Below are 22,243 nucleotides of genomic sequence, written 5' to 3'. Positions count from 1 at the left end.
TATGAAAATTTCATTAGCACCTCTTCAGGGATATACTGATTGGGTGTTCCGACAAGCATACGACAAATGTATTGGGGGCATAGATGAGTTCTATACCCCTTTTCTTGTTCTTCAAAATTCAGGAGAAATAAGAACCTCGCACAAAAGAGAGGTAGAGCCTTTTGTAGAGAGAAATAAAAGCTTGGTGCCACAATTTTTGGCCGGTTCCGTAGCGGAATTTCAATTTTTCGAAACCTATTTTTCAGATTTAGGATACAAAAAGATGAATTGGAATTTGGGTTGTCCTTTTCCATTGGTTACTCGAAAAAAGAAAGGATCTGGCTTATTGCCCTTCCCCGAAATAATAAAGGATATTTTAGAGAATGCTTATTCTGGAAAAATCGATTTATCGATAAAAATGCGATTGGGTTTGGAAGAAAAGTCGGAAATTCTTGCCGTTTTGGATGTGATTAAACAATTTAATATTGACGAAGTTATTGTTCATCCTCGTATTGGAAAACAAATGTATAAGGGAAGTGCGGATAGAGATTATTTTCAAGAATTACAGAATGGTTTTAATAAAAGCATGGGATTTAATGGAGATATTTCGACATTGGAAGATTTTGAAAGTTTGCATGCTCAATTCCCGAAGTTAAATCATGTAATGCTAGGGAGGGGTGTTTTGAAAGATTATTGGTTACCTGCGAAAATAAAGGGAATCGAAATTCCAACAGTAGCTATTCGTAAAAAAGCATTGCGTAACATGCACGACGAAATTTTTTCTACTTATGCGTCATTTTTAAGCGGAGATACCCAAATCTTGCAAAAAGTAAAACCATTTTGGGAATACTTCTCGGCTCATTTTGAGGAGGAACGGAAGGTATTTAAAGGGATAAAAAAATCTGGTGGTTTAAAAAAATATCACGAAGCAGTAGCTTTTGCTTTCCAACAAAATATAAAGGAGTAGAAGAATGGAGCTCTCTGTAGAATTAACGGATCAATACTGTCATATTGCTTTTAATCATCCGGTTAGGATGATAAGTTCTGCAATTTTAAATGGTGGTTGTCAATATGCCAATCATTTTTTGAATGTAAAAGTAGATGCCAATTTTAATGGGGAAAAATCAGATTTTGAGTTGCCGAATATTACGCTTCAAAAGTTGGTTGATTTTCAAAAATGGAAGGGAAATTGCGTGGGAATGATGACTGCTGCTTTAATGAGTTCTTTTCGAAGTGTGCGAATGGAAAAGCAGGGTGTATGGATCGAAGTTTTTGTGACATCGGGAGTGTCGAATGCACGTAGGGCGGGTGATAAAGCCGATTATCGTTTGATGAATGAGGATTGTCAAAAAATTGGCACAATAAACATTCTTCTTGCTACCAATGCTACGCTCACCGATGCAAGTATGGTGGAGTGTATTATGATGGTAGCAGAGGCAAAAGCAGCATGTTTGCAGGATTTAAAGGTGAAAAGTCCACAAAGTGGATTGGTAGCGACAGGGACTGGAACTGACTCAACAGCAATAGCTTGCGGTAATGGTCCTGCGGTTGATTATTGTGGAAAGCATGTGTTGTTTGGTGAAATGTTAGCGAAAGCTAGCTATCAAGCTCTTCAGGAATCGCTTTCGGAATCTAAATAGTTGGTAATAAATTGAGCTCTTTTGCTCACTGAAAATTTTGGAAGTTCAATTACCGTAAAACCTAATTCTTGGTAAGTGTTTTTTAAAAATGCAGCTATTTCTACAGCATCTTCAAAAGATTCGGGTCTTTCGGCGTCGTTAATGAAAATCTCCTGCCAAGGTGGAGCCAAAAATACGGTCTGGTTGTATTGTTTCGATTTGTTGAAGTATTTAGTAGGAACGGTCAATTTTCCTCGCCTTACATAGGCAATAATATCAGGTAAACCTCGATCAAAAAAACAAATTCCTTCTAATTTGCATTTACTTAGTTGAGAACTCATGCGCTCAAAGCAAATTTCGGCAAACTCGGATAAGTTGCGCCAAGGTACTTTATCGCCACCAATAAGGTGTTGTTCCTGTATAACCATTCGCGATACTTCCTTAAAACATTGGTGTCCATGTTCCGATAGCTTATTTAGTAGGGTAGATTTTCCGGATCCAGGTCCACCCGTAATTATATAGCGATTATGGTATTCGTTCATGTCTTATTCTTCTTCTTCTTTTAAGTGGCTGTAAAATAAGTCCATGTCTATGTTTTCTCTTATTAATCCAGCGAGTTTATCGTATTGCTCTTCTTTAAATTCCTGATAGTTAAAATCACTTTCTTGTTCCAGATTAAATCCGGATAGTAGATCTTGAGTGACAATTTTGTTATCTAGAATACCATGAATGTAACTACCCCAACAGTTTTGGTTAAGAAAATAACCATCTGTTTTTCCGTTAGGAAAGGTGCATAAAGGAATGTTATTTCCGACAGCAACGGTTTCCCCCATATGTATTTCATATCCAATACAATCCTGTTTCGAATCTTTAAATTTAAATGAGCATTGTTCTGTAAGTTTTTCGTTGGTAATATTTGTTTTTACAGGCAGAATACCCAGACCGGCAATGCTAGGTATATTGCCTTCAATTTGAAGCGGATCGCTTATTATTTCGCCCATCATTTGGAAGCCACCACAAATTCCTATTACTTTTTTTCCGTTTTTGTGAGCTTTTACAATAGATACAGCAACTCCATTTTGCTTTAGTTCCTGAAGATCAGAAATGGTATTTTTGCTTCCTGGAATAATGATGACATCAGCAGTTTCAATCTCTAATGGATTGTTTGTGTAAAAAAGATGTACTCTTGGATCGTGCTCTAGTACGTTAAAGTCGGTAAAATTAGCCATCCTGGGTAGAATAACTACTGCGCAGTTTATCTTTTCTTTGCTGGATGTTCTAAATTTTTTATCAAGACTTACCGAATCTTCTTCTTCAATATGAATATCCTTAAAATAAGGAAGAACTCCTATTACTGGTTTGCCGGTAAGTTCTTCAATAATTTTTTTTCCATCTTCGAATAATTTTATGTCTCCTCTAAATTTATTGATGATTATCCCTTTAATTTGTTTGCGTTCCTCTTCATCAAGTAATTGAATACTGCCATAAACACTTGCGAAAACCCCACCTTTATCAATATCAGCAATTAAATAGGTAGCTGCGTTGGCCTCAACAGCCATTCGCATGTTTGTGATATCGCGACTTTTTAAATTTAATTCGGATATACTGCCAGCTCCTTCTAAAACTACGGGGTTATACTTTTTATTTAAACGATGAAATGCAGCTTTAGCTTCGTCGAATAATGCAAGTTTATTGTTTCCCATAAAATATTCAACAGCGGTTTGGGTACCAATAGGTTTCCCATTTAAAACCACTTGTGAACTTTTATCATTGGTTGGTTTTAATAAAACCGGATTCATATCTGTGTGACATGGCAAACCACAGGCTTCTGCTTGAACTGCTTGTGCTCTTCCAATTTCAAATCCTTCTGGAGTTGCAAAAGAATTTAAGGACATGTTTTGAGCCTTGAATGGAACTGGTTGGTAGCCATCTTGCTTAAGGATTCTACAAAATCCTGTATTCACAATGCTTTTTCCTACATCAGAACCAGTTCCTACAAACATTAGTGGTCTTAATTTAATCATAAGGACTTGTTTTCAATTCAATTCACTATATTAGATAGGAGTGAAAATTTCAATTAGTTTTCAAAATTAGTCTTTTTTTATGGAGTTGTTTTTGTTGTAAAGCAGTATTTCGTTGAATTTTAGTTGGTTTATTTACATTAGAATTGGAAAATTGGGCTTGAGTGAATTGGTTCTAAATATTGTAAATATGGTGTTCTGGTATTTATTTACTTATGAATTATTAATAATTTTGTTAATATTGTAATGATTTGTAACAAATGGTTCGAATTCAAGAATTTCTTCGGAGTGTAAAAATATGGTTCGTATGGTATTTTTATTCTTTAATCCTGTTTTTTTTATAATTCATGTAACCATTTACCAACTATTTATATCTAAATCATAAAACTAATGAAAGTTCATATTGATGAAGTAGATCAGAAGATTTTATCTTATCTGATTAAAAATGCAAGAATTCCATTTTTGGAAATAGCGCGAGAGTGCGGAATTTCTGGCGCAGCAATTCATCAAAGAGTTAAAAAGCTTGAAGATGCTGGAATTATTGATGGATCTAGGTTTATCGTTAAGCCAAGAGCTTTAGGGTACGAGGTTTGTGCTTTTGTAGGTATTTCGCTAGATCATGCACATCAATACAAAATGGTTGTTGAGAAAATCGATGCAATACCTGAAATTGTAGAATGTCATTTTACTACGGGTAATTTCACTTTTTTGGTGAAAATGTTATGTCGAGATAATCAACATTTAATGGGGATTTTAATTAATACTTTGCAGAATATTCCTGGAATATCAAAAACAGAAACATTTATTTCTTTGGATCAAACCGTTGATCGAGAAATTAAACTATAACAATAAAATTATCAAATTGAGAGGCTTTCAGTAATGGAAGCCTTTTTTTTGTATGTATAAATACTCTTAATCCTTTATCAAATACCTCTCTTTTTTGTATCTTTCGAATTCATTAATACAAAACACTTAAAAAATAACTAAACATGTTTCCAAAAGAAGTATATATTAAAAGACGTAACCAATTACGCGAAATAATGAAAGACGGAATTGCGTTGGTATTAGGTAATCCTGAAGCGCCAATGAATTACGCCGGTAATGTTTATCATTATCGTCAGGATAGTACATTTTTGTATTTTTTTGGTATTGATCATCCTGGTTTTGCAGGAGTTTTTGATATCGATAATAATAAAGATTATATTTTTGGTAATGATGTTGATATTGATGATATCATTTGGATGGGACCTCAGCCAAGTGTTGTTGAACAAGCAGCACGTTTTGGTATTGAGCATACTGCTCCATTTAATGATTTAAACTCTATACTTGCGGAAGCAATTAAAGCAGGTCGAAAAATTCATTTTTTGCCGGTGTATCGTGCCGAGAATAAAATCTTGATTCATGAAATGTTAGGAACACCTTTGAATGCTATTAAAGAGAATGCATCGGAGGAATTTGTGAAGGCTGTAATTTCGCTTCGTGAAATAAAAGATGAGTATGAAATTAAAGAATTGGAACGTGCAGCTGCAATTGGCTACGAAATTCATACAACAGCAATGAAAATGGCTAAGGATGGCGTTTATGAAAGAGAAATAGCCGGAGAATGTGAAGCTATTGCTTTACGGGCCGGAGGACTTCTTTCATTTCCTGCTATTGTTTCGAAAAGAGGGGAGACATTACACAACCACGAACATGGGAATCTGCTTAAAAAAGGAGATTTACTACTTGTTGATAGTGGTGCTGAAACGGATACCCATTATGCTTCGGATAATACTCGAACCATTCCTGTTGGAGGTAAATTTAGTCAAAAGCAAAAAGAAGTATATGAAATTGTTTTGGCTGGAATTAATAAAGGGAATGAACTGATACGTCCGGGAGTTACTTATCAAAGTATTCATTTAGAGGTTTGTAAAGTTTTAGCTTCGGGCTTAAAAGAAATTGGTTTAATGAAAGGAAATGTTGAGGATGCTGTAAAGGCTGGTGCTCATGCATTATTTATGCCTCATGGTCTTGGTCATATGATGGGACTGGACGTTCACGATATGGAAGATTTTGGGGAGAATTTGGTTGGATACGATGAAAAAGTACAACGAATTGATCAATTTGGTACCGCTTATCTTCGATTGGGAAAAGAATTGAAACCAGGTTTTGTGATTACGAATGAGCCAGGAATTTATTTTATTCCTGCATTAATGGATAAATGGAAGCAGGAAGGTTTGCACTTAGATTTTATTAATTACGATAAGGTAAATGAATATCGTAATTTTGGTGGAATTCGTCTGGAAGATGATGTATTAGTGACCAAAGATGGTAATAGATTGATTGGTAAAAGAATTCCTGTTAGCGTTGAGGAGGTTGAGAAAATAATGTGTTAAATATCACATAAATTATTGTGAGAGGCGGTATTCCTAGAGAGTATCGCCTTTTTTATTATAGTTAATCCGTTTAATTTTACTTAAATTTGAATTTTTATAGTCAATATGTAACAAAAATTAACTTTTATCAGTTTAAGGAGATAGTTTGTGGAGCTTTTTTTAGAACCTAAGTAAGTGATCAGTTAATTTCTACTTGGTTCTAATTGAAACTGTTTAAGACTATCTGCTTAGATAGTTTTGTGAGTTGTTTTGATTGATTCATTTTATGTTGTTTATTCGATGTAAAGTGTCTTTCATTGCAAATTAATTTCGTTCTAACTTTGAATTTTAATGATATGAGGAATGGTAAAATTTCTACTCAATTAGTGAAGATGTTTAAGTTAACCTTAATTGGTTTATTGTTTGTTCTGCCATTTAGTGGGATGGCGCAGTACGATTACGAACATTATGTGCCGCCGTTTTACTGCTCGGCTCAGGTGGGGAAACAAGAAGTATTCTTGTCAACCAATTCTGAAAAAGACCTTAAGATTTTTATTGAAGATGGACAGGGAAAGACAGTTGCAGGACCGTTTACAATTAGTCGTAATGTAAGTAAAACTTATATTTTTACTACTCCAGGAGGAGATACATATGGTTCCCATAATTCGAGTACTTATCCTGATGGATGTAGTTATTCGTATGGGATTATTGGTCCTAAGGATCTTAACAAACCCATAGATGGGCAAGGGTTAAGGATTTATTCGTATGATGGTCCTTTCTTTGCGAATATAAGACATGGGTTTAGTAATGGTGGAGAATCTGGAGCTTTAACGCATGGAGGTTCTCTTTCTGCAAAAGGAGCGTATGCCAAAGGACAAGATTTTTATTCGGGGCATTTGTATAGTCACACAATTAACAACTCAGATCCTTCGTATAGTGGAGGCTATCCTATTCGAAGTCACTTTATTTCGGTAATGGCTGTTGAAGATGGGCAAACAGAAGTCAGTTTCTCTGGAATTAAATGCAAGTATATTACAAAATACGAAGGAGGAAAAGTGGTTTTGCAATCAATAGATCCTTCTGAGAAGATAACAAGAACACTGAGTAAAGGGCAAAGTTACGTTATTGGGGTAAATTTGCATGCTAATAAGTTTAATAGCGAATCTTCGATGGTTCGAAACGGACTGAATGGAACTCATATTACATCCAAACAAAAGATTGTTGTGAATTGCGGTTCATGGACAGCTGGGGCAAAGCCTTCTCAAGATATTGGTTTTGACCAAATTGTTCCGGTCGATCAGGTACGAGATAAGTATATCGTAATGAAAGGAGAAGGTAAAGCTGAACCAAATTCGAATGCTTATCATGCTGGGCAGGAAAGAACGATTGTTGTAGCGACTCAAGATAATACTCAAGTTTGGGCAAATGGAAGTAATAAAGGAACACTTGCTAAAGCTGGTGATTTTATCATTTTAGATGATATTGTTAATCCTACTGCAATACCAACACTTTATATCGATACTAAAGGTAAAGATGTATATGTTTATCAAACCATGTGTGGTACCAATAATGACTGGACCAATATTGGACTTAATTTTATTCCCCCACTCACAGGTTTGGGAATTAAGGAGGTAGTGATTCCTAACGCTGATCACATTACTACTGGGGATGGAGGTCTTATAAATCCAACGGTTACGGTTTTGGCGCAAAAGAATGTAGATGTACAGCGTAATGGAGTATCTTTAAGTAATCCTCAGGATGTGACAGGAACAACAGAATGGGTTTATTACAAGGTACCTAGTATAAGTGGCGATTGTCGTTTTACTGGGAGTAAAGCTATAAACGTTGCTTGGACAGCGAGCTCGAATACTTTGGGTGCCGCAGGATATTATTCTGGTTTTACAAAAGCAGTATCACCAATTCATCCGGTGCTAAATATAGACACAGAATTAAGTTTGGTTTGTGAAAGTTATGATGAGAACATAGGTGTTTCTCTTGTGGAACCATTGCCTGATTTTTACGAATGGTACGTAAACGATTCAACAGAACCTTTTATTGAGAATGGACCTTTGGTTGTACCAGCGCCAGATGTTGAAACTCTCTATCATGTTATAGGATATTACAGAGATCCAAGTTTGGACCTTTTATTTAATGGTGATTTTTCTGATGGTTTTAACGGGTTTGAGTCTGATTACGGTATGCCTGTAACTGGTAACCTTGTTGATCCTGGATATTTTGCCTTAGCATCTAGTCCTGTAACAGAAAATCCTGCTTTAGCTGATTATAGTGCAATGGACGGGGGAAGGATGTTTTTAGGATATTCTGATAGACAGGGAGAAGTTGTTTATCAGGTGAACGAATTGCCTGTAGAAGAAAATTTTAGTTATATTTTTAAAATGTACGGGCGTTTAGCTCAAAAAAATGCATCTTCTAGTCAATCACTTAAGGTGTTAATTAATGATGAAGTAATTATTGAAAATTTTAAAATAGATAAATTTACAGAGTGGCAATCTTTTTCAGCTCTTTGGAAACCAGGAACAGAAAGGAAGGCTACAATTAAGATACTCAATCAGAATCTTGATGCTAATGATACATTTTTTGCTCTGGATAGTATATCCTTTGTTCAGGCGGTTCAGGATACTGAAACATTCACTGCAAGGGTAATACCCAATTTTAGCACTGTTAAAGATGGAGAAGTTCATTTTTGTAAAGGGGTTGCCAATTCCTTAGATGTTTCAAATGGAGATACTAGTTGGTACAATTATTCTTGGTCAAAAGATGGTGTTGATTTAGTGAATGGAACATTATTTGATGGTGTTAAGTCACATGAATTAACATTTAAGAATCCTCAAGATGCTCAAGAAGGTATATATATATGTACTATTGGGTTTAAGCCAGAATATAAGGATTGTGCAACATCAGACGCTACAGTAGATGTAAGTTTAACTGTTTTTGTTGATGAGGCTGCTACGGTTAGAATTGAGACCGATAAGGTTAACTTTTGTTCTGGAGCTAGTACTACTTTAAACGCAATAGTAACTGGCGATGCAGGCGAAGTTAAGTGGTATATTAATGGCGACACGTCACCAATTTCAGTAGGAAAATCATTTTTATTTAATTATCCAACAGGAACTTATACTGTTCGTTGCGAAGCAGGAAATGGTTGTGGAGTTGCTTTTGATGAAGTGGTAATAAATGTATTGTCAACACCAGAGCTAGTTAGTTTAACATCTAACGATAACTTGTGTGTAGGTAAAAATATTATAATTACTGCACAGGCAACAGGCGATGGTACCTTGGTTTATACTTGGCAGCGAGATTCTGACTTATTATCCGAAACAGGAAATGTTTTGAATTATACAGCTTCAATTTTAGATCGTGAATCTACTTTTAAAGTGAAAGTGAAAAGTGTTTACACAATTGCATCTGAAACAATAGAGTGTGTGAATGGTTCTGGAAAGGCTGTATTTGATTTAAATATTATTCCTTTAGTTGAGTTTGATAAGCTTTTAGCTGATGCTACTGTTTGTGCAGGGAAAAATCACTCCTTTAGTGTTACCATGAAATATCCAGGTGATTTTTATACTTATTCATGGACAAAAGAGGGAGCACCAATTACAAATAACTTGTCCTCTTATAATCTGTCGGATGTAAAAGTTACAGATGCAGGAAATTATAGAGTGGATGTTACTAATCAATGTAATTCTGAATTTTCGGCAGCTGATTTAATGGTTACTCCTAAAATTGAGGTAAAAGGTTTTAGTTTAGATAAATATGGTCCATTTTGTAATGCAACTGCTGTAACAGCAACTTTCAATGTTGTTAATAATGGAGCTGTGTATGTTTATCAGGTTATAGAGCCGGGAGGAACAATAAAAACAATAACTAATCCTTATACCTTCACAGTAGATGCAGGTAATCAAGGTGATTTTGAGTTTTTAGTGAGTAGCTCATGTGATACTCCAGTTTCATTTAAACCTACCCTAAAAATGTATTCTGATTTTGGTACACTTTCAGTGGAAGATGTTGGAACTTGTATAGGTGAAAATGTAACTTTCGAAGCGGATATTTCTTCTATTCCTACTGGTTCAGTGCTTACTTATGCTTGGACAGATAATTTAGGTAATCCTATTGGAACCAATTCGGATAAATTAGAGATCTTAAATGTTCAGGATTCAAATCTAGGAACTTATACAGTTGTTGTTACCGATCAGTGTGGAAACAGCAAAACTGATAATGCGAATTTAACGAAGGAAGCGGTTACTTCTCCTACAACGGCAGCGGCTGTAACTATTTGTGAAGGAGATAATTTTTCAACAACAATTTCGTATTTAGGTAATCCAACTTTTGAATGGAGATTTAATGATGCGACTAGTGGTCCTATTGTTGGAACTACTGAAACTTTAAGCTTAACCAATGTTAGTTTAGCACAAGCTGGTACTTATTATTGTACTGTTGAATTGATATGTGGAACCGATGTGGTTATTCGACGAGAATTGAAGGTGAATGCTCATGTTGCTTTATTTGATGCTACTGATAAAATAGTTGATCTTTGTGTAGGGGAAAAACCTTTGCTTAGTTTGCTAAATTCGGAGATTAATGGAAAGCCTACTGACTATTCAATTGTTTGGAAAGATGCTGGGGGCGTGATTATTGGATCAGGAAATTCTATTCAGTTAGATGCACATACTTCTTCTGGATCATATTTATATTCAGCTACAGTTGTTGGTAAATGTGAAAGTCCAATTAAGACCTATCGTGTAATTGTACATGAAAAACCAACAATTACTCCGGTAGATCCAGTGGTTGCCTGCGAAGGGGATATTGTTCTTTCTATTGGAATTGTAGGAAGTGATTATAATGGAGTAGAATGGTGGAATGCTGATGAAACTGTAAAATATGGTAATGGAATTAATTATACTATTACTGGTGCTACCGATCCAACTTCCGAAGGAACTTATGTAGCTAAAGTAACAACTGATTATTGTGATGCTGTTACGACTAATGTTTTGGTTACAATTTATGAGCCAATTAAAATTACCTCTACCTCTAATTTAAATCCAACACCTTGTGCGGGATCGCCATTGTCATTAGTTGTGAATGCAACAGGAGATGGAGTGGCATATAAATGGTATGTGACTGGTACTCCGGGAGTAATAATTGGTACATCTAAAACATTAAGTTTGGGTGTAGCGGATGCTTCGGATAATAAATCATATACTTGTGAGGTATATAGTCTGAACGGTTGTGATGGAGATACACGTATTTTTAATGTGAATGTGAAAGAACATGTAGCCATTACAAGTCAACCAGCAGATGTAGAAATTTGTGCTAGTGTAGCACCTGCAACTTTTACTGTAGCGGCTACTGGTGATGGTGTTTTGGTATATACATGGTATGATAAAGATGATAATGTAGTTGGTGGAAATTCATCTACTTTATCAATTGCTGATCCATTGGCGAACAATGGTCAAAACTACTATTGTATTGTTTCGGGTGATAATTGTAATGATATGCAATCCGATAAAGCAAGTTTGATAGTTAAGGAGGAAGTACTAATTACTGATCATCCTGATGATGTTAAAATTGCTGATGGTGGTGATGCTTCATTCTCTGTAGTTGCTAGTGGCGATCCAACACTTACTTATCAATGGCAAGAGTCAGTTGATGGTACTGGTCCATGGACTAATATTTCTAACGGGGGAGTTTATTCGGGAGCTGCAAGTGCAACTTTAATCATGACTGGTATCGATAAAGGTACATACGATACAAATAAATACAGATGTGTTGTAGATAATGCATGTACTCCAAAGATTAGTAATCCTGCGTTGTTAGAAATTGATGCTAATGTGAAGATATTAGTACAACCTAAAGGCTTTAATGCTTGTGTAGGTGCAGTTGGTGGTAGTTTTACTGTATCTGCTACAGCTAGTTCTGTATATAATTGGGTATATCGTGAAAGTAGTTCTGATGCCTTTGTGGATGTTACTACTGGAGGTATGACCAATGGAAACCCAACACTTAATTTACCTACAATTACAGAACCAATGAAAAATTGGGAATTTAGATGTATTGTAAGTTTTGGTGTAACCACTCCGGATGTATCAAATACTGTAAAAGTAAATGTGTTTGTTCCAGTAACATTTGATGAGATTGCTGATGTAACGCTTTGTAGTGGGACAGGAACTCATTTTAAAATTCAGAATCTTGCGGGTACAGGACCATATAGTTATTCATGGGATCGTGGGGCAACTAATTTGGGAACTAATTCTCAATTAACTTTAACCGCAGCAAATGCTACCGATGCAAATTATAAAGTTAGTGTTGGTAATGGTGTTTGTCCTGTAAAAACGGATGAGTTTGCTATCGATCATTATACAGATTTGGCTTTGAATGCTTGGACAAATGGAAATGAAACTTGTGTGGGTGAAATTCCTAAAGAAGAACTTACTGTTACTACTTCAAATATTGATGGACATTGGACTCCTGGTTATTCTTGGACGAAAGATGGTGATCCTACAGTATTAGGAACATCTGCAACTTATACTATCCCAGGTTTGTCATCGACAGAAACTGGTTTGTATAAAGTGGAAGTATCAGATGGTTGTTCTTCTCAAAGTATTTCTGGCTTTGTAAATGTTTATGATCCTATTGTTAAAATAAATTCTTGGAAACCATCAGAAGCTTATTGCTTGGGAACAGACCTAACGCTTAATGCAAAAGTGAGTGGAGATAATCCAACTTACGTATGGACCTATCCGGATGCAACAAGAACTCCAGTTGGAAATAAAGCAAGTCTTAAATTTAATGCATTAACCGCTGCTGATGCAGGAACATACACTTGTACAGTATCAAGTTCTTGTGATGCGGTTGTTGTTTATACAATAGTTATTAGCGTTATAGGTGCACCCGAAATTACTACAGGTATAGAAGTGATACCAGCAGTTTGCGAGGGAGATGCTCTGGAGCTTGGACCAATTGTAGTAAGTGGAACCTATAATGATCCTGTTTGGACATTAAATGATCATATTACGCAAGTAACTACTACAGTAAATTCTTTGGACTTAGGAACAGCTGAATTAACAGAAGCTGGTAACTATTTAGTTACGGTGAGTAATAAATGTGGTTCGGATGCTTCTTTAGGGGAGTTGGTTGTAAATCCAACCTTAATGCTTGACCCAATTGCATCACAAACTGTTTGTGCAGGAAACGATGTTGTGTTTAAGGCAGTTGCAACAGGAGCTGGTTTGAACTATCAGTGGTTGGTTGACGGAGTAGATCAAGGGGTTAATTCTTCGGAATTGATTATTGATGCTGCTGCGGTGTTAGCTTTCGATCTAAATACTTCTCAAACCTATAATGTTGTTTGTAATATAACTAGTACAACGGGTTGTGGTGTTGCTTCAGAAGCAACTACATTACTGGTTAATCCTAACACAGTTCTTCATGCAACACTTAAGAATGTTGTAAAATATGTAGGCGATAATCACACAATGACAGTAGATGTTAGTGGTGTTGATTTGGTTTTTTCTTGGACTCACGAATTAGCTGATGGAACAAAAGTTCCTCTTGCTGAAACAGGACCAACTATTAACCTTACTAATATTGCAATGGCTGATGCTGGTTACTATACTTGTAAAATTATTGGTACTTGTGGTCAACGATTAGCTTCTGGTAAGTTAACCGTTAAAGAACCGGTTAGTATTACTTCTGGTTTGGTTGCTTTGGAAGAAAAATGTGTTGGCGATCCGTTAAGTTTGTCGATTACTGCTTCTGGTCAAATTACATCCATTAAATGGTTTAAAAATGACGTTGAGATAGTAGGAGAAACAAGTTTGAATTATTTTATTTCTGCAGTTGATCTAACTGATGCTGCTATTTATAAATGTGAAATAGAAGGAGAAGGTGTTACTGTGATTTCAGAAACTACTACAGTAAGAGTTTATTCTCAGACAGCTTTAGTTACTCCTATAGAGGATCGTATTTTGTGTGAAGGTGTTGATTTGGATTGGAGTGCTGGAATTGATGGTACAGCAGTAATGACTTATCAATGGACTTTGAATGGTGTGGATGTTTCCGATCAGAAAATTCTTCATTACGATGCTCTTGCTTTAAGTAATGAAGGTAATTATGAGGTTCAGGTAACTAGTCTTTGTGGAGATGTTTCTACCAAAGCTAAACTGGAAGTAATTGAATTGCCAGCATTTGTTTCAATATCTAACGATACAGTAGTGTGTGAAAATACTCCACTAGTTGAGTTTAACGTTGAATATAAAGGAGAACAGTTAAAATATCAGTGGAGAAAAGATGGTATTGATCTGGCAGGAAAAACAAGTGAGACTTTAAGCTTAACAAACATTCAACTTACAGACATTGGCTCTTATAATTGCAGAGTATATTCTGGTTGTGGAGATGAATTAAGTCCTGAGATTACATTAGATGTAACTCCTCAATTGCAAGTCTTATCTGATATGGTTGATATGGAGGTTTGTATGGGTGAAGATGTGTTGTTCACGGCCGATGCGATAGGTAATAATGTAAGTTATCAGTGGAAAGTGGATGGAGTTGATGTTGTAGATGTTCCTGGAGTAATTACAGGAGCCAATACAAATTCTTTATCCATAGATTCAGCACAAGTTGCTCACAGCGGTTATTATACTTGTATTCTGTCTGATGAATGTACCGATTATCGTTCTACGAAACCAACCAGATTAATTGTAAATGCACTTCCTAATACTGCAATTTATGGTCGAATGGTACTATGTGCTAAAGAAGATCGTGTTACTTATGTACTGAATCAGGTTGATGCTGATGTGTACAATTGGAATGTAAATGGTGGAATATTTGCTGGACCTGAAGAAGGAGCGAAAACCAGAGTTACTTGGAAGGAAGATCCTCTAGGTAGTCTGTCTGTTGAAATCACCGATTTAGCAACTGGATGTAAGTCAAGAGTTGATTCGGCTGTTATTTTAAATCAACTTCCTATTGTAAATTTAACAAGTTTGGATTCGAAAGGAGTTTGTGAAGGAGAGTTTGAGTTAACTGGAGGTAATCATACCGGAGGAATTTATTGGGTAAATGGAATCTCTGAAACAGTATTTAATCCTTCTGAACGTGGAGCTGGAACTTATGCAGTTCACTATTCATATACTGATGAGTATGGTTGCTCAAATGTGACGCCAATTACAGATCTAACCGTAGATGTTTTACCTGTTGTTGATGTTACCGATGATATTACTGTTGGTAGTTGTAATCCGACACCATTGACTGCTAAAACCGATGAGGATAATATTCAATGGTTTAAAATTCAGGATAACAACAGGGTATTGCCAGATAATTTGGATAATCGTAATTCAATGAATCCGATATTTACTCCTGGAAAATCTCAAGTATTGTTAGCAATGGTTAAGGATGAGCATGGATGTGAAGGAATTGATTTGTTAAACCTTTCAGTTGCTCCTCTTCCTGTGGTAACAACAATAAACGACACAACTGTGGGTCAATGTAATCAGTTGGTTTTACAAACTGATATTGTTGGAGATAAGGATGTGATTAGTTGGACTAATCCAGATCATTTAGATCATTCAGACATTAGCAGTCCTCAGATTATTGATGCTCCTGAGGGAACTCATACTTATGCCATCAGTGTAACTGATTTATACGGTTGTGATGCTGCTGGTGAAGTAACAGTTACCATCGTTGCTGATCCTACAGTAGGAGAGGATAGATTTGGCTGTTATGGTGATAAATTTGAGGTAGATCTCACTGGATTGGAAAATCCTGTTTGGAATGATAATGATGATACTTTTCCAATAAGAACAATTGAAAATCCAGGGGAATATTTATTAACAGTTTCCAATGATTATAAATGTGGTGATGAACAATTGTTCGTAATCAATCCAAAAATGAATTTAGGATTGAAAGACAATTTGTTTTATGAAGGGCAAAAATTAGTTGTCGACTCCGTAGCGAAGATCGTTGACGGGAAAACGATATATGTAAAGATACCAGTGATAATCTTTGAAGGACAAACATTGACATTAGCAACAAATCTTCCATCGTATTATGAACCTTACTTTTATGAGTGGCAAGATGGTAGTATTTTTCGGAGTTTTGAAGTTTCTGAAACAGGCACTTATACGCTGAAGGTTGAAGATAATTTGGGATGTGTTGCAATTGACTCTGTCGATATTGAAGTGAAACCAGTTGGGATAGAGTCTTCAAATGCATTTTTACCTCTAGCTAACGATAATATTAATGATGTATTTTATCTTGGTGATGGTAATCTAAATATGGGTTCCGAAGCTGATGCAAGATTCTCTATTATTGAAAAATTTGAGATGTATGTTTATGATCGTTGGGGCGAGTTATTATATAAAACGAATGAACAAGGATACAAAGGCGGATGGGATGGAACCTACAAAGGGAAACTTTGTCCAGCCGGAGCTTATGTGTGGATCGTATTTATAAATGGAGAGCTTACCAATAAAGGAACCTTTATGTTGATAAGATAATTGGTGAAAAGCTTCGTTTTCTTAATAAAATGAATTTAATTTACGTGCGTTTTGGGATCTGTCGTTTAAGATGTTCAAAACGCACGTAATGAATCTATTACTTGTGGCTGTATTTGTAGATGTTTCCACTAGTATATATTGCACAAATAAAAAAATGTCGAATTTTGTTAACAAAATAAAATTCGATGCGTATAGTACTAAATTAACCACTAATTGAAAATTCTCTCATCGAGAACTTTAACGATAATAGTTATGAAAAAGGCGTTATTTGCTTTTTGTATATTAATTGCAGGAATTGTATCTACGACTAAAGCTCAGGATATTCGTTTTTCGCAATTTTATGCTAATAAACTCTATTTGAATCCAGCTTTAGCAGGTTCAACCAATTACTCCAATGTAAGTTTAAACTATAGGAATCAATGGCCAAATTTAGATTTGCCATACGTTACTTATAGTGTTTCATTCGATAATTTTTATGAAGCGATAAACGGTGGAATTGGTATCATGGTTATTCAGGATGATCAGGGAGACGGAGCTCTTAAAACGACAAATTTTGCGGCGATGTATTCTTTTTACTTGAGGATTAATGATGAGTTAATTATACGACCAGCTATTCAAGCTTCTTTTTTGCAGAAAAAAGTAGATTGGTCAAATTTGGTTTTTCCGGATCAGATTTCACCGATTTATGGAAATAAATATCCGCACAATAATAATAGTGATCCTGCAAATAGGAGAAAAGACGGATGGGATTTTTCATTGGGAGCAATTGCGTATTACAAGGATTTTTATTTTGGTATTGCAGCTCATCACCTTGCAAAGCCAGATCTTAGTTTTGATGATGAAATGGAAGATCAATTAGAAACGAAATATACTTTTCATGCAGGTGCTGAATTTGTGTTGGGAGGAAGAAGTCGAAGTTATGTGGATAAATGGATAATTGCTCCGGCTTTATTATTTCAACAACAAGGCGATTTTTCTCAAATGAATTACGGTTTGTATGCTAGCAAGAGTTCTATAGTATTTGGATTGTGGTTTAATCAGAATTTCGAATTGAATTACGATTCTTTTATTGCCATGGTTGGTTTTGTTACCGAAAGGTTTAAAGTTGCTTATAGTTACGATTATGCTATTACAAAGCTAATTCATACGAATACTGGTGCACATGAGGTTTCCTTCTCATTTCCATTAGCATTTGATACAAGTAAAAGAAAAAGAAAAATGAAAGCGGTTCACTCTCCAGTGTTTTAAATTTACTGGTAAATTGAATAAAATATATAAAGAAAGGGCTGTCATCGACAGCCCTTTCTTTATATATTGGAACTACAATATCACTTTAGATATAGAAAGTTTAATTTTATTCTTTAATTCTCTCCATAAATTTCGTTTTAATTTTTTTCATTATTTCAAGATCAAGGTTTTCTGCATAAATCCGAATCATGTCAATTGCTTTAAAATTGTCATAAATAAAGCCCAGAGAGGCATCAAAATGAAACATTTCCATATTGTATTGCACTTGCTTTGTTAATTGCTCAAATTCTTTCCAGCTGAGTTTTTGAGGAATTGTAAAATATCCATGGTTTGGCTCAATATGATCAAAGAAATATCCATCTCCAATTTCATCCAAAGCAAAAAACTTATCCAGTTGAATCATTGCTTTTGAATTGTGAGGTATGGTCGTGTTCAATTTTAAACTAAGACCTTCTTCAATATAGTACGATTGTAATTCTTTAATTTGGTCGTACTTACTCAACCTTCTAATTCTTATTGCGTGGTAAATATCATTATAAATAGTAATGGTAGCCATTGCGGCATGAAAATCTTCCTCAAAATACGACATGATTTTTTGTGTAGCTCGGGTAAACTTTTCCAAATCGCATTTTTTGGCCGTTACCAAATAAATGTAATGAGGCTTTACGTCTTTTTGAATTCCTTCGTAATATTCATAGTAACCAGGAAAAGGGTTAGTTGCTTCTAAAACAATCGTTCCAGGTAATATCTTACTGTCTATTACTTCAAGAGTTTCCTCTTTTAGTAAGCTTCCAAATTTAACTACAATGTTTTTATCAGTCATAAGAGAAGGGTTTTCAGGTTTTTATTGTGATTGTCTTATTTAAACTTAGTAAAAATTAGAAGTAAAAACAAGGCTTTAAATAAAGTAACTTTTCTTTAATGATCTCTTGTGAAAACAGGTTCTCTTTCTTTGGAAAGCATTGAATTGTACATGTATCCATCCAAATCAAAAGCTTTTAGATCTTCAGGATCCGTAATTTTATTCTGAATAATGAATCGAGTCATTAATCCTCTGGCTTTCTTGGCAAAAAAGCTTATTATTTTGTATTCCCCATTTTTTAAATCCTTAAAAACAGGTGTGATTATTTCTGCTTGAACCTTTTTTTTATCGATAGATTTAAAATATTCGTTGGAAGCTAAATTGATTAAATGTTTGTGATTGGATGCTTTTAAACTTTTGTTAATTGATTTGGTTATGCTGTCTCCCCAGAATTGATACAGATTCTCTCCTCGGCTGGTTTTTATTTTTTTTCCCATTTCCAGTCGGTAGGCTTGTATCAGATCCATAGGTTTTAGAACTCCGTACAAACCCGATAGAATTCGAAGATTGGATTGCGATTGGATAAAATCTCCATCCGAGAAGGTAGACGCATTAATACCTGTATAAACATCGCCTTTAAAGGCTAATAAAGCTTGTTTCGAGTTTTCTTTGGTAAATGGTGTGCTCCACATGTGGAATCGCTCAAAATTCAGTTGTGCAAGATTTGCACTAATTCCCATTAAGTTGGCAATGTCATCCACTTTCAAATTGCGAAGCTCTTTTATTAAAAGTCTGGATTCTTTTAAAAAGGAGGCATCAGAATAGATGTCTGAAACTGCCGGACTTTCAAAATCGAGTGTTTTTGCTGGCGATATAACGATTAGCATAATTTGTTTTTTTTGATTCAATTTTAAATTTAGATATAAAAGATCGAATCATCAATAGTGTTTATAATTATTGATAATGACTTAGTTTTTGTCTATAATCTGATTCTGAAAAACAAAAGGGTGCTCTAACTAAGAACACCCTTTGAATGAATCATTACGGATTGTTATAAATTTTTATCCGGATACAAATCGTTCCACCATTGTGGTTGTTTTTTTAAGTGTTTCGCGAAATAGGCAAATATGGTGTTGTTCCAAAGTATTCGTTGGGTGTAATTTTTAATATGATGGTCCTGATTTTTTACCTGAACAAAATCCACATCTTTTCCCAATAGTTTTAGGGCCTGATACATTTGTATACTTTCGCCCAATGGTACATTCGTATCAACACTTCCGTGGATTAATAATAGTGGTGTTGTTATTTTATCAGCATTAAATAAAGGACTTTGGTCGATATATAGTTTTCTATTGTTCCAAGGGAATGATTTGCCCGAAGCATTTACACTGTAAGAATATCCCCAATAGCCTTCGCCCCAATAGCTTGTAATATCGCTAATTCCGGCATGAGAAATAGCAGCAGCAAAAATATCGGTTCTGGTTTGCAATAACATGGTCATAAATCCACCGTAGGATGCTCCAATGCAACCAACACGATCGGCATCGGCAAAAGAATGGGATTTTAGGAATTGTTTGGTTCCTTCGATAATTTCGTTGGCAGTGGTAATTCCCCAGTTATTTTGATGCTCGGCAGAAAACTCTTGCCCAAAACCAATGGCTCCGCTTGGCTGAAGCAGGTATACAACGTATCCCATTGCAGCATAAAGATTCAGAGGATATCTGCCACCGTAACTTCTTTCAACAGGCGATGTGCCCGCATAATAGTTTACAATTACAGGATATTTCTTACTGGAATCGAAGTTTGGAGGATAGTAAACTCTACCCATAATCGTTTTTCCATCTTCTTTCGTAAAATTCCAATCTTCGGTTTTGCCAAATTTTACATGAGTTAGATTCTTTTCTTGCGGATGAGCGATAATTGAGCTGGTATTAGCTGCCAATTCGTATACGAAAGCCTTGTAGGGGGTAGATATGCTACATGCTGTGTAAGCAATGTTTTTTCCATTTTCGGACAAGCTAAAACTACCTACAACATCTGAATCTATTGGTAAAGTATTGAATTCTTTGCTTGTTGGTTGATATTGAAATAGGCGAATGTAATCTTTGTCATTGGCAAGCAAGTAAATGTTGTTGTCATTCTTGTTCCAAATCGCCCGACTAACCGATGGATCAAAATTAATGGTGATTGGATCGGCTTTTTGGCTTTTAATATCGTAAATGTACAGTTGTCCGTCGTAATTATTTGCCAGAGTTTGCTTTCCAATGTTTTCGCCTAGCGTACCAAAGCACGAAGGTCCGGCTTGCACTAAAAGTTGCGAGCCATTAGGAGAGTATTGTGCCAGTCCGCCAAATAGTTTATCGCTCCAGATGGTATCTACTTGAAAGGTTTCGAGGTTCATTTGGTAAAGATTTTGCTTCTCGTAAGGATATGTTTCGTAATCGGGGCGCGATTGAGAAAAAAGAATGTGCTTGCTATCGGGACTGATCGCTTGCAGACTGGTTGTTATACTTCCATAGGTTAAGCGTTGTTTTATGCCGCTAGCAACATCTAACTTGTATAAGAAACTTCGGGTGCGAAACCAAGGTAAGCGATCTTCCATTCCCTGAAATTTTCTAATTTTCCATTCTTCAGAATAATCTTTTGATACGGAGTAAATGATTTGTTTTCCATCGGGAGTCCAGTTGTAATTCGAAAAATCAGCAATGTTAGTGGCTATCTCAGTTTCATTTCCGATGGTAAAATCAAAAATATAAAGACTCGTTTTTTCGTTGTATTCTTTGGTGTACGAAATCCGGTTTCCTGTTGGTAACCACTGTATGTTTGCCAGTTGACTTCCTCGGAAGGTGTATAAGGTTTTACCACTTGCAACTTCTTGTATTTCTTTCCAGTTTTCGGTATTGTCTGACGGGGGAAGGGTTCTGCTAAAGCTTAGTAAGGCCAATTTTCCATCGGAAGCTAATTCGATATTCTGCACATTTACTCCATCTAAAACTTTATGAATGGTTGTATTTTGTTCGGGTGATATGGAGAATGTGAAATTACTCTCTGTCCAATTTTCGGTAGGAGTAATGCTTAATTTAAAATCATTATTTTTTTCTCCGCTAATAACTTTTACCAGAATGCAATGTTTTCCAGGTTCTAGTTTTAAAGTTTCCGAAATTTCTTTGGCTTTATCTACTGCTGATTCGTAATGCGAAATCTTTTTTTCTCCATTAATATACACCTCTAACATGGGGTACGTTTCCATATTCAATTTTGCTTGCAACCATTCATCGGTCGAGAAATAAGCGACATAAAATAACAACTTATTTGCGGCGACTTTACTGCTTACAAAACCTTTTTTATTCGTGCTTGTTTTGCTCCATTGCAGGCTTTCTTTGTTCCATTTTAAGTGCTCCTGCTCGCTTGGGCGAATAGAATTTATTTCCAACTGATTTTCCTGCAATAGGTGTTGTAATTCGTAGTTTTTTCCGTTTATATTTTGGCTAGAATGGAATGCAGGCAGTTGAATTGATGCCGGATTAGTTTGCAGCCAATTGGTAATGGGAATATTTTTGTTACTTTCTTTTTGCGCAAAACTGCATGTTGTTGCAGTTAGTAGTACCATCATTGTTGGTACAAAATATTTTTTCATCTTTTATAGTTTATGCTTGAGTATTTAAGTATCGATCCATTGAAACATCAATACTATGGATTTTTAGTT

The 22,243-nt window shown here is 35.5% G+C and carries 11 protein-coding genes; 6 read left to right on the top strand and 5 right to left on the bottom strand.

The window, feature by feature from the left end; translation table 11 throughout:
- Position 1 precedes the first annotated feature (1 nt).
- Both BZG02_RS04600 and BZG02_RS04595 read left to right on the top strand, forming a co-directional pair.
- Positions 2–946 carry a tRNA-dihydrouridine synthase family protein gene (locus BZG02_RS04600; RefSeq protein ID WP_101260219.1) on the top strand — a complete coding sequence of 315 codons (945 nt, stop codon included), beginning with the start codon at positions 2–4 and terminating at the stop codon, positions 944–946.
- Between the two features lie 4 nt (positions 947–950).
- The gene (locus BZG02_RS04595; RefSeq protein WP_101260218.1) at positions 951–1,619 is read left to right on the top strand and encodes an adenosylcobinamide amidohydrolase; all 669 of its coding nucleotides are present in this window, start codon (positions 951–953) and stop codon (positions 1,617–1,619) included.
- Here the strand turns inward: BZG02_RS04595 and BZG02_RS04590 are convergent.
- A complete protein-coding gene (locus BZG02_RS04590; protein WP_101260217.1) occupies positions 1,592–2,140 on the bottom strand; it encodes an AAA family ATPase in 549 nt (182 codons plus the stop codon). The genes BZG02_RS04595 and BZG02_RS04590 overlap by 28 nt on opposite strands.
- Before the next feature lie 3 nt (positions 2,141–2,143).
- On the bottom strand, positions 2,144–3,622 hold the full coding sequence (locus tag BZG02_RS04585) for a cobyric acid synthase (protein ID WP_218972139.1): 1,479 nt from the start codon (positions 3,620–3,622) through the stop codon (positions 2,144–2,146).
- A 387-nt stretch (positions 3,623–4,009) separates the two neighbouring features.
- Here BZG02_RS04585 and BZG02_RS04580 point away from each other — a divergent pair, with 387 nt between their 5' ends.
- The 4 genes from BZG02_RS04580 to BZG02_RS04565 all read left to right on the top strand — a co-directional run bounded on the left by BZG02_RS04580 (position 4,010) and on the right by BZG02_RS04565 (position 17,735).
- A complete protein-coding gene (locus BZG02_RS04580; RefSeq protein ID WP_101260216.1) occupies positions 4,010–4,465 on the top strand; it encodes an Lrp/AsnC ligand binding domain-containing protein in 456 nt (151 codons plus the stop codon).
- Between the two features lie 143 nt (positions 4,466–4,608).
- Entirely contained in the window at positions 4,609–5,994 is a 1,386-nt protein-coding gene (locus tag BZG02_RS04575; protein WP_101260215.1) for an aminopeptidase P family protein, read from the top strand.
- Positions 5,995–6,329: 335 nt separating this feature from the next.
- Positions 6,330–16,487, top strand: coding sequence for an Ig-like domain-containing protein (locus BZG02_RS04570; protein WP_101260214.1), 10,158 nt, complete (start codon positions 6,330–6,332; stop codon positions 16,485–16,487).
- A gap of 252 nt (positions 16,488–16,739) precedes the next feature.
- Positions 16,740–17,735 carry a PorP/SprF family type IX secretion system membrane protein gene (locus BZG02_RS04565; RefSeq protein ID WP_101260213.1) on the top strand — a complete coding sequence of 332 codons (996 nt, stop codon included), beginning with the start codon at positions 16,740–16,742 and terminating at the stop codon, positions 17,733–17,735.
- Between the two features lie 106 nt (positions 17,736–17,841).
- On the opposite strand, the gene BZG02_RS04560 is transcribed toward BZG02_RS04565, so the two are convergent.
- The 3 genes from BZG02_RS04560 to BZG02_RS04550 form a co-directional block, all read right to left on the bottom strand.
- Entirely contained in the window at positions 17,842–18,558 is a 717-nt protein-coding gene (locus tag BZG02_RS04560) for a hypothetical protein (protein WP_101260212.1), read from the bottom strand.
- 95 nt (positions 18,559–18,653) lie between these two features.
- Positions 18,654–19,424 (bottom strand): peroxide stress protein YaaA, encoded by a 771-nt coding sequence (gene yaaA, locus BZG02_RS04555; RefSeq protein ID WP_101260211.1) that lies wholly within the window; start codon positions 19,422–19,424, stop codon positions 18,654–18,656.
- Between the two features lie 164 nt (positions 19,425–19,588).
- On the bottom strand, positions 19,589–22,174 hold the full coding sequence (locus tag BZG02_RS04550; RefSeq protein WP_101260210.1) for a S9 family peptidase: 2,586 nt from the start codon (positions 22,172–22,174) through the stop codon (positions 19,589–19,591).
- Between the last annotated feature and the right edge of the window lie 69 nt (positions 22,175–22,243).

Source organism: Labilibaculum filiforme (assembly GCF_002843315.1).
Lineage (GTDB): Bacteria > Bacteroidota > Bacteroidia > Bacteroidales > Marinifilaceae > Labilibaculum > Labilibaculum filiforme.
Note: the sequence above shows the minus strand (reverse complement) of the source record. Positions and strands in the feature narration are given on the sequence as shown.

Bases quoted from the DNA above. Each gene is read 5' to 3' on its own strand.
- BZG02_RS04600 (WP_101260219.1), top strand. From the start codon at position 2: ATGAAAATTTCATTAGCACCTCTTCAGGGATATACTGATTGGGTGTTC.
- yaaA (WP_101260211.1), bottom strand. From the start codon at position 19,424: ATGCTAATCGTTATATCGCCAGCAAAAACACTCGATTTTGAAAGTCCG.
- BZG02_RS04575 (WP_101260215.1), top strand. From the start codon at position 4,609: ATGTTTCCAAAAGAAGTATATATTAAAAGACGTAACCAATTACGCGAA.
- BZG02_RS04550 (WP_101260210.1), bottom strand. From the start codon at position 22,174: ATGAAAAAATATTTTGTACCAACAATGATGGTACTACTAACTGCAACA.
- BZG02_RS04570 (WP_101260214.1), top strand. From the start codon at position 6,330: ATGAGGAATGGTAAAATTTCTACTCAATTAGTGAAGATGTTTAAGTTA.
- BZG02_RS04595 (WP_101260218.1), top strand. From the start codon at position 951: ATGGAGCTCTCTGTAGAATTAACGGATCAATACTGTCATATTGCTTTT.
- BZG02_RS04565 (WP_101260213.1), top strand. From the start codon at position 16,740: ATGAAAAAGGCGTTATTTGCTTTTTGTATATTAATTGCAGGAATTGTA.
- BZG02_RS04580 (WP_101260216.1), top strand. From the start codon at position 4,010: ATGAAAGTTCATATTGATGAAGTAGATCAGAAGATTTTATCTTATCTG.
- BZG02_RS04585 (WP_218972139.1), bottom strand. From the start codon at position 3,622: ATGATTAAATTAAGACCACTAATGTTTGTAGGAACTGGTTCTGATGTA.
- BZG02_RS04560 (WP_101260212.1), bottom strand. From the start codon at position 18,558: ATGACTGATAAAAACATTGTAGTTAAATTTGGAAGCTTACTAAAAGAG.
- BZG02_RS04590 (WP_101260217.1), bottom strand. From the start codon at position 2,140: ATGAACGAATACCATAATCGCTATATAATTACGGGTGGACCTGGATCC.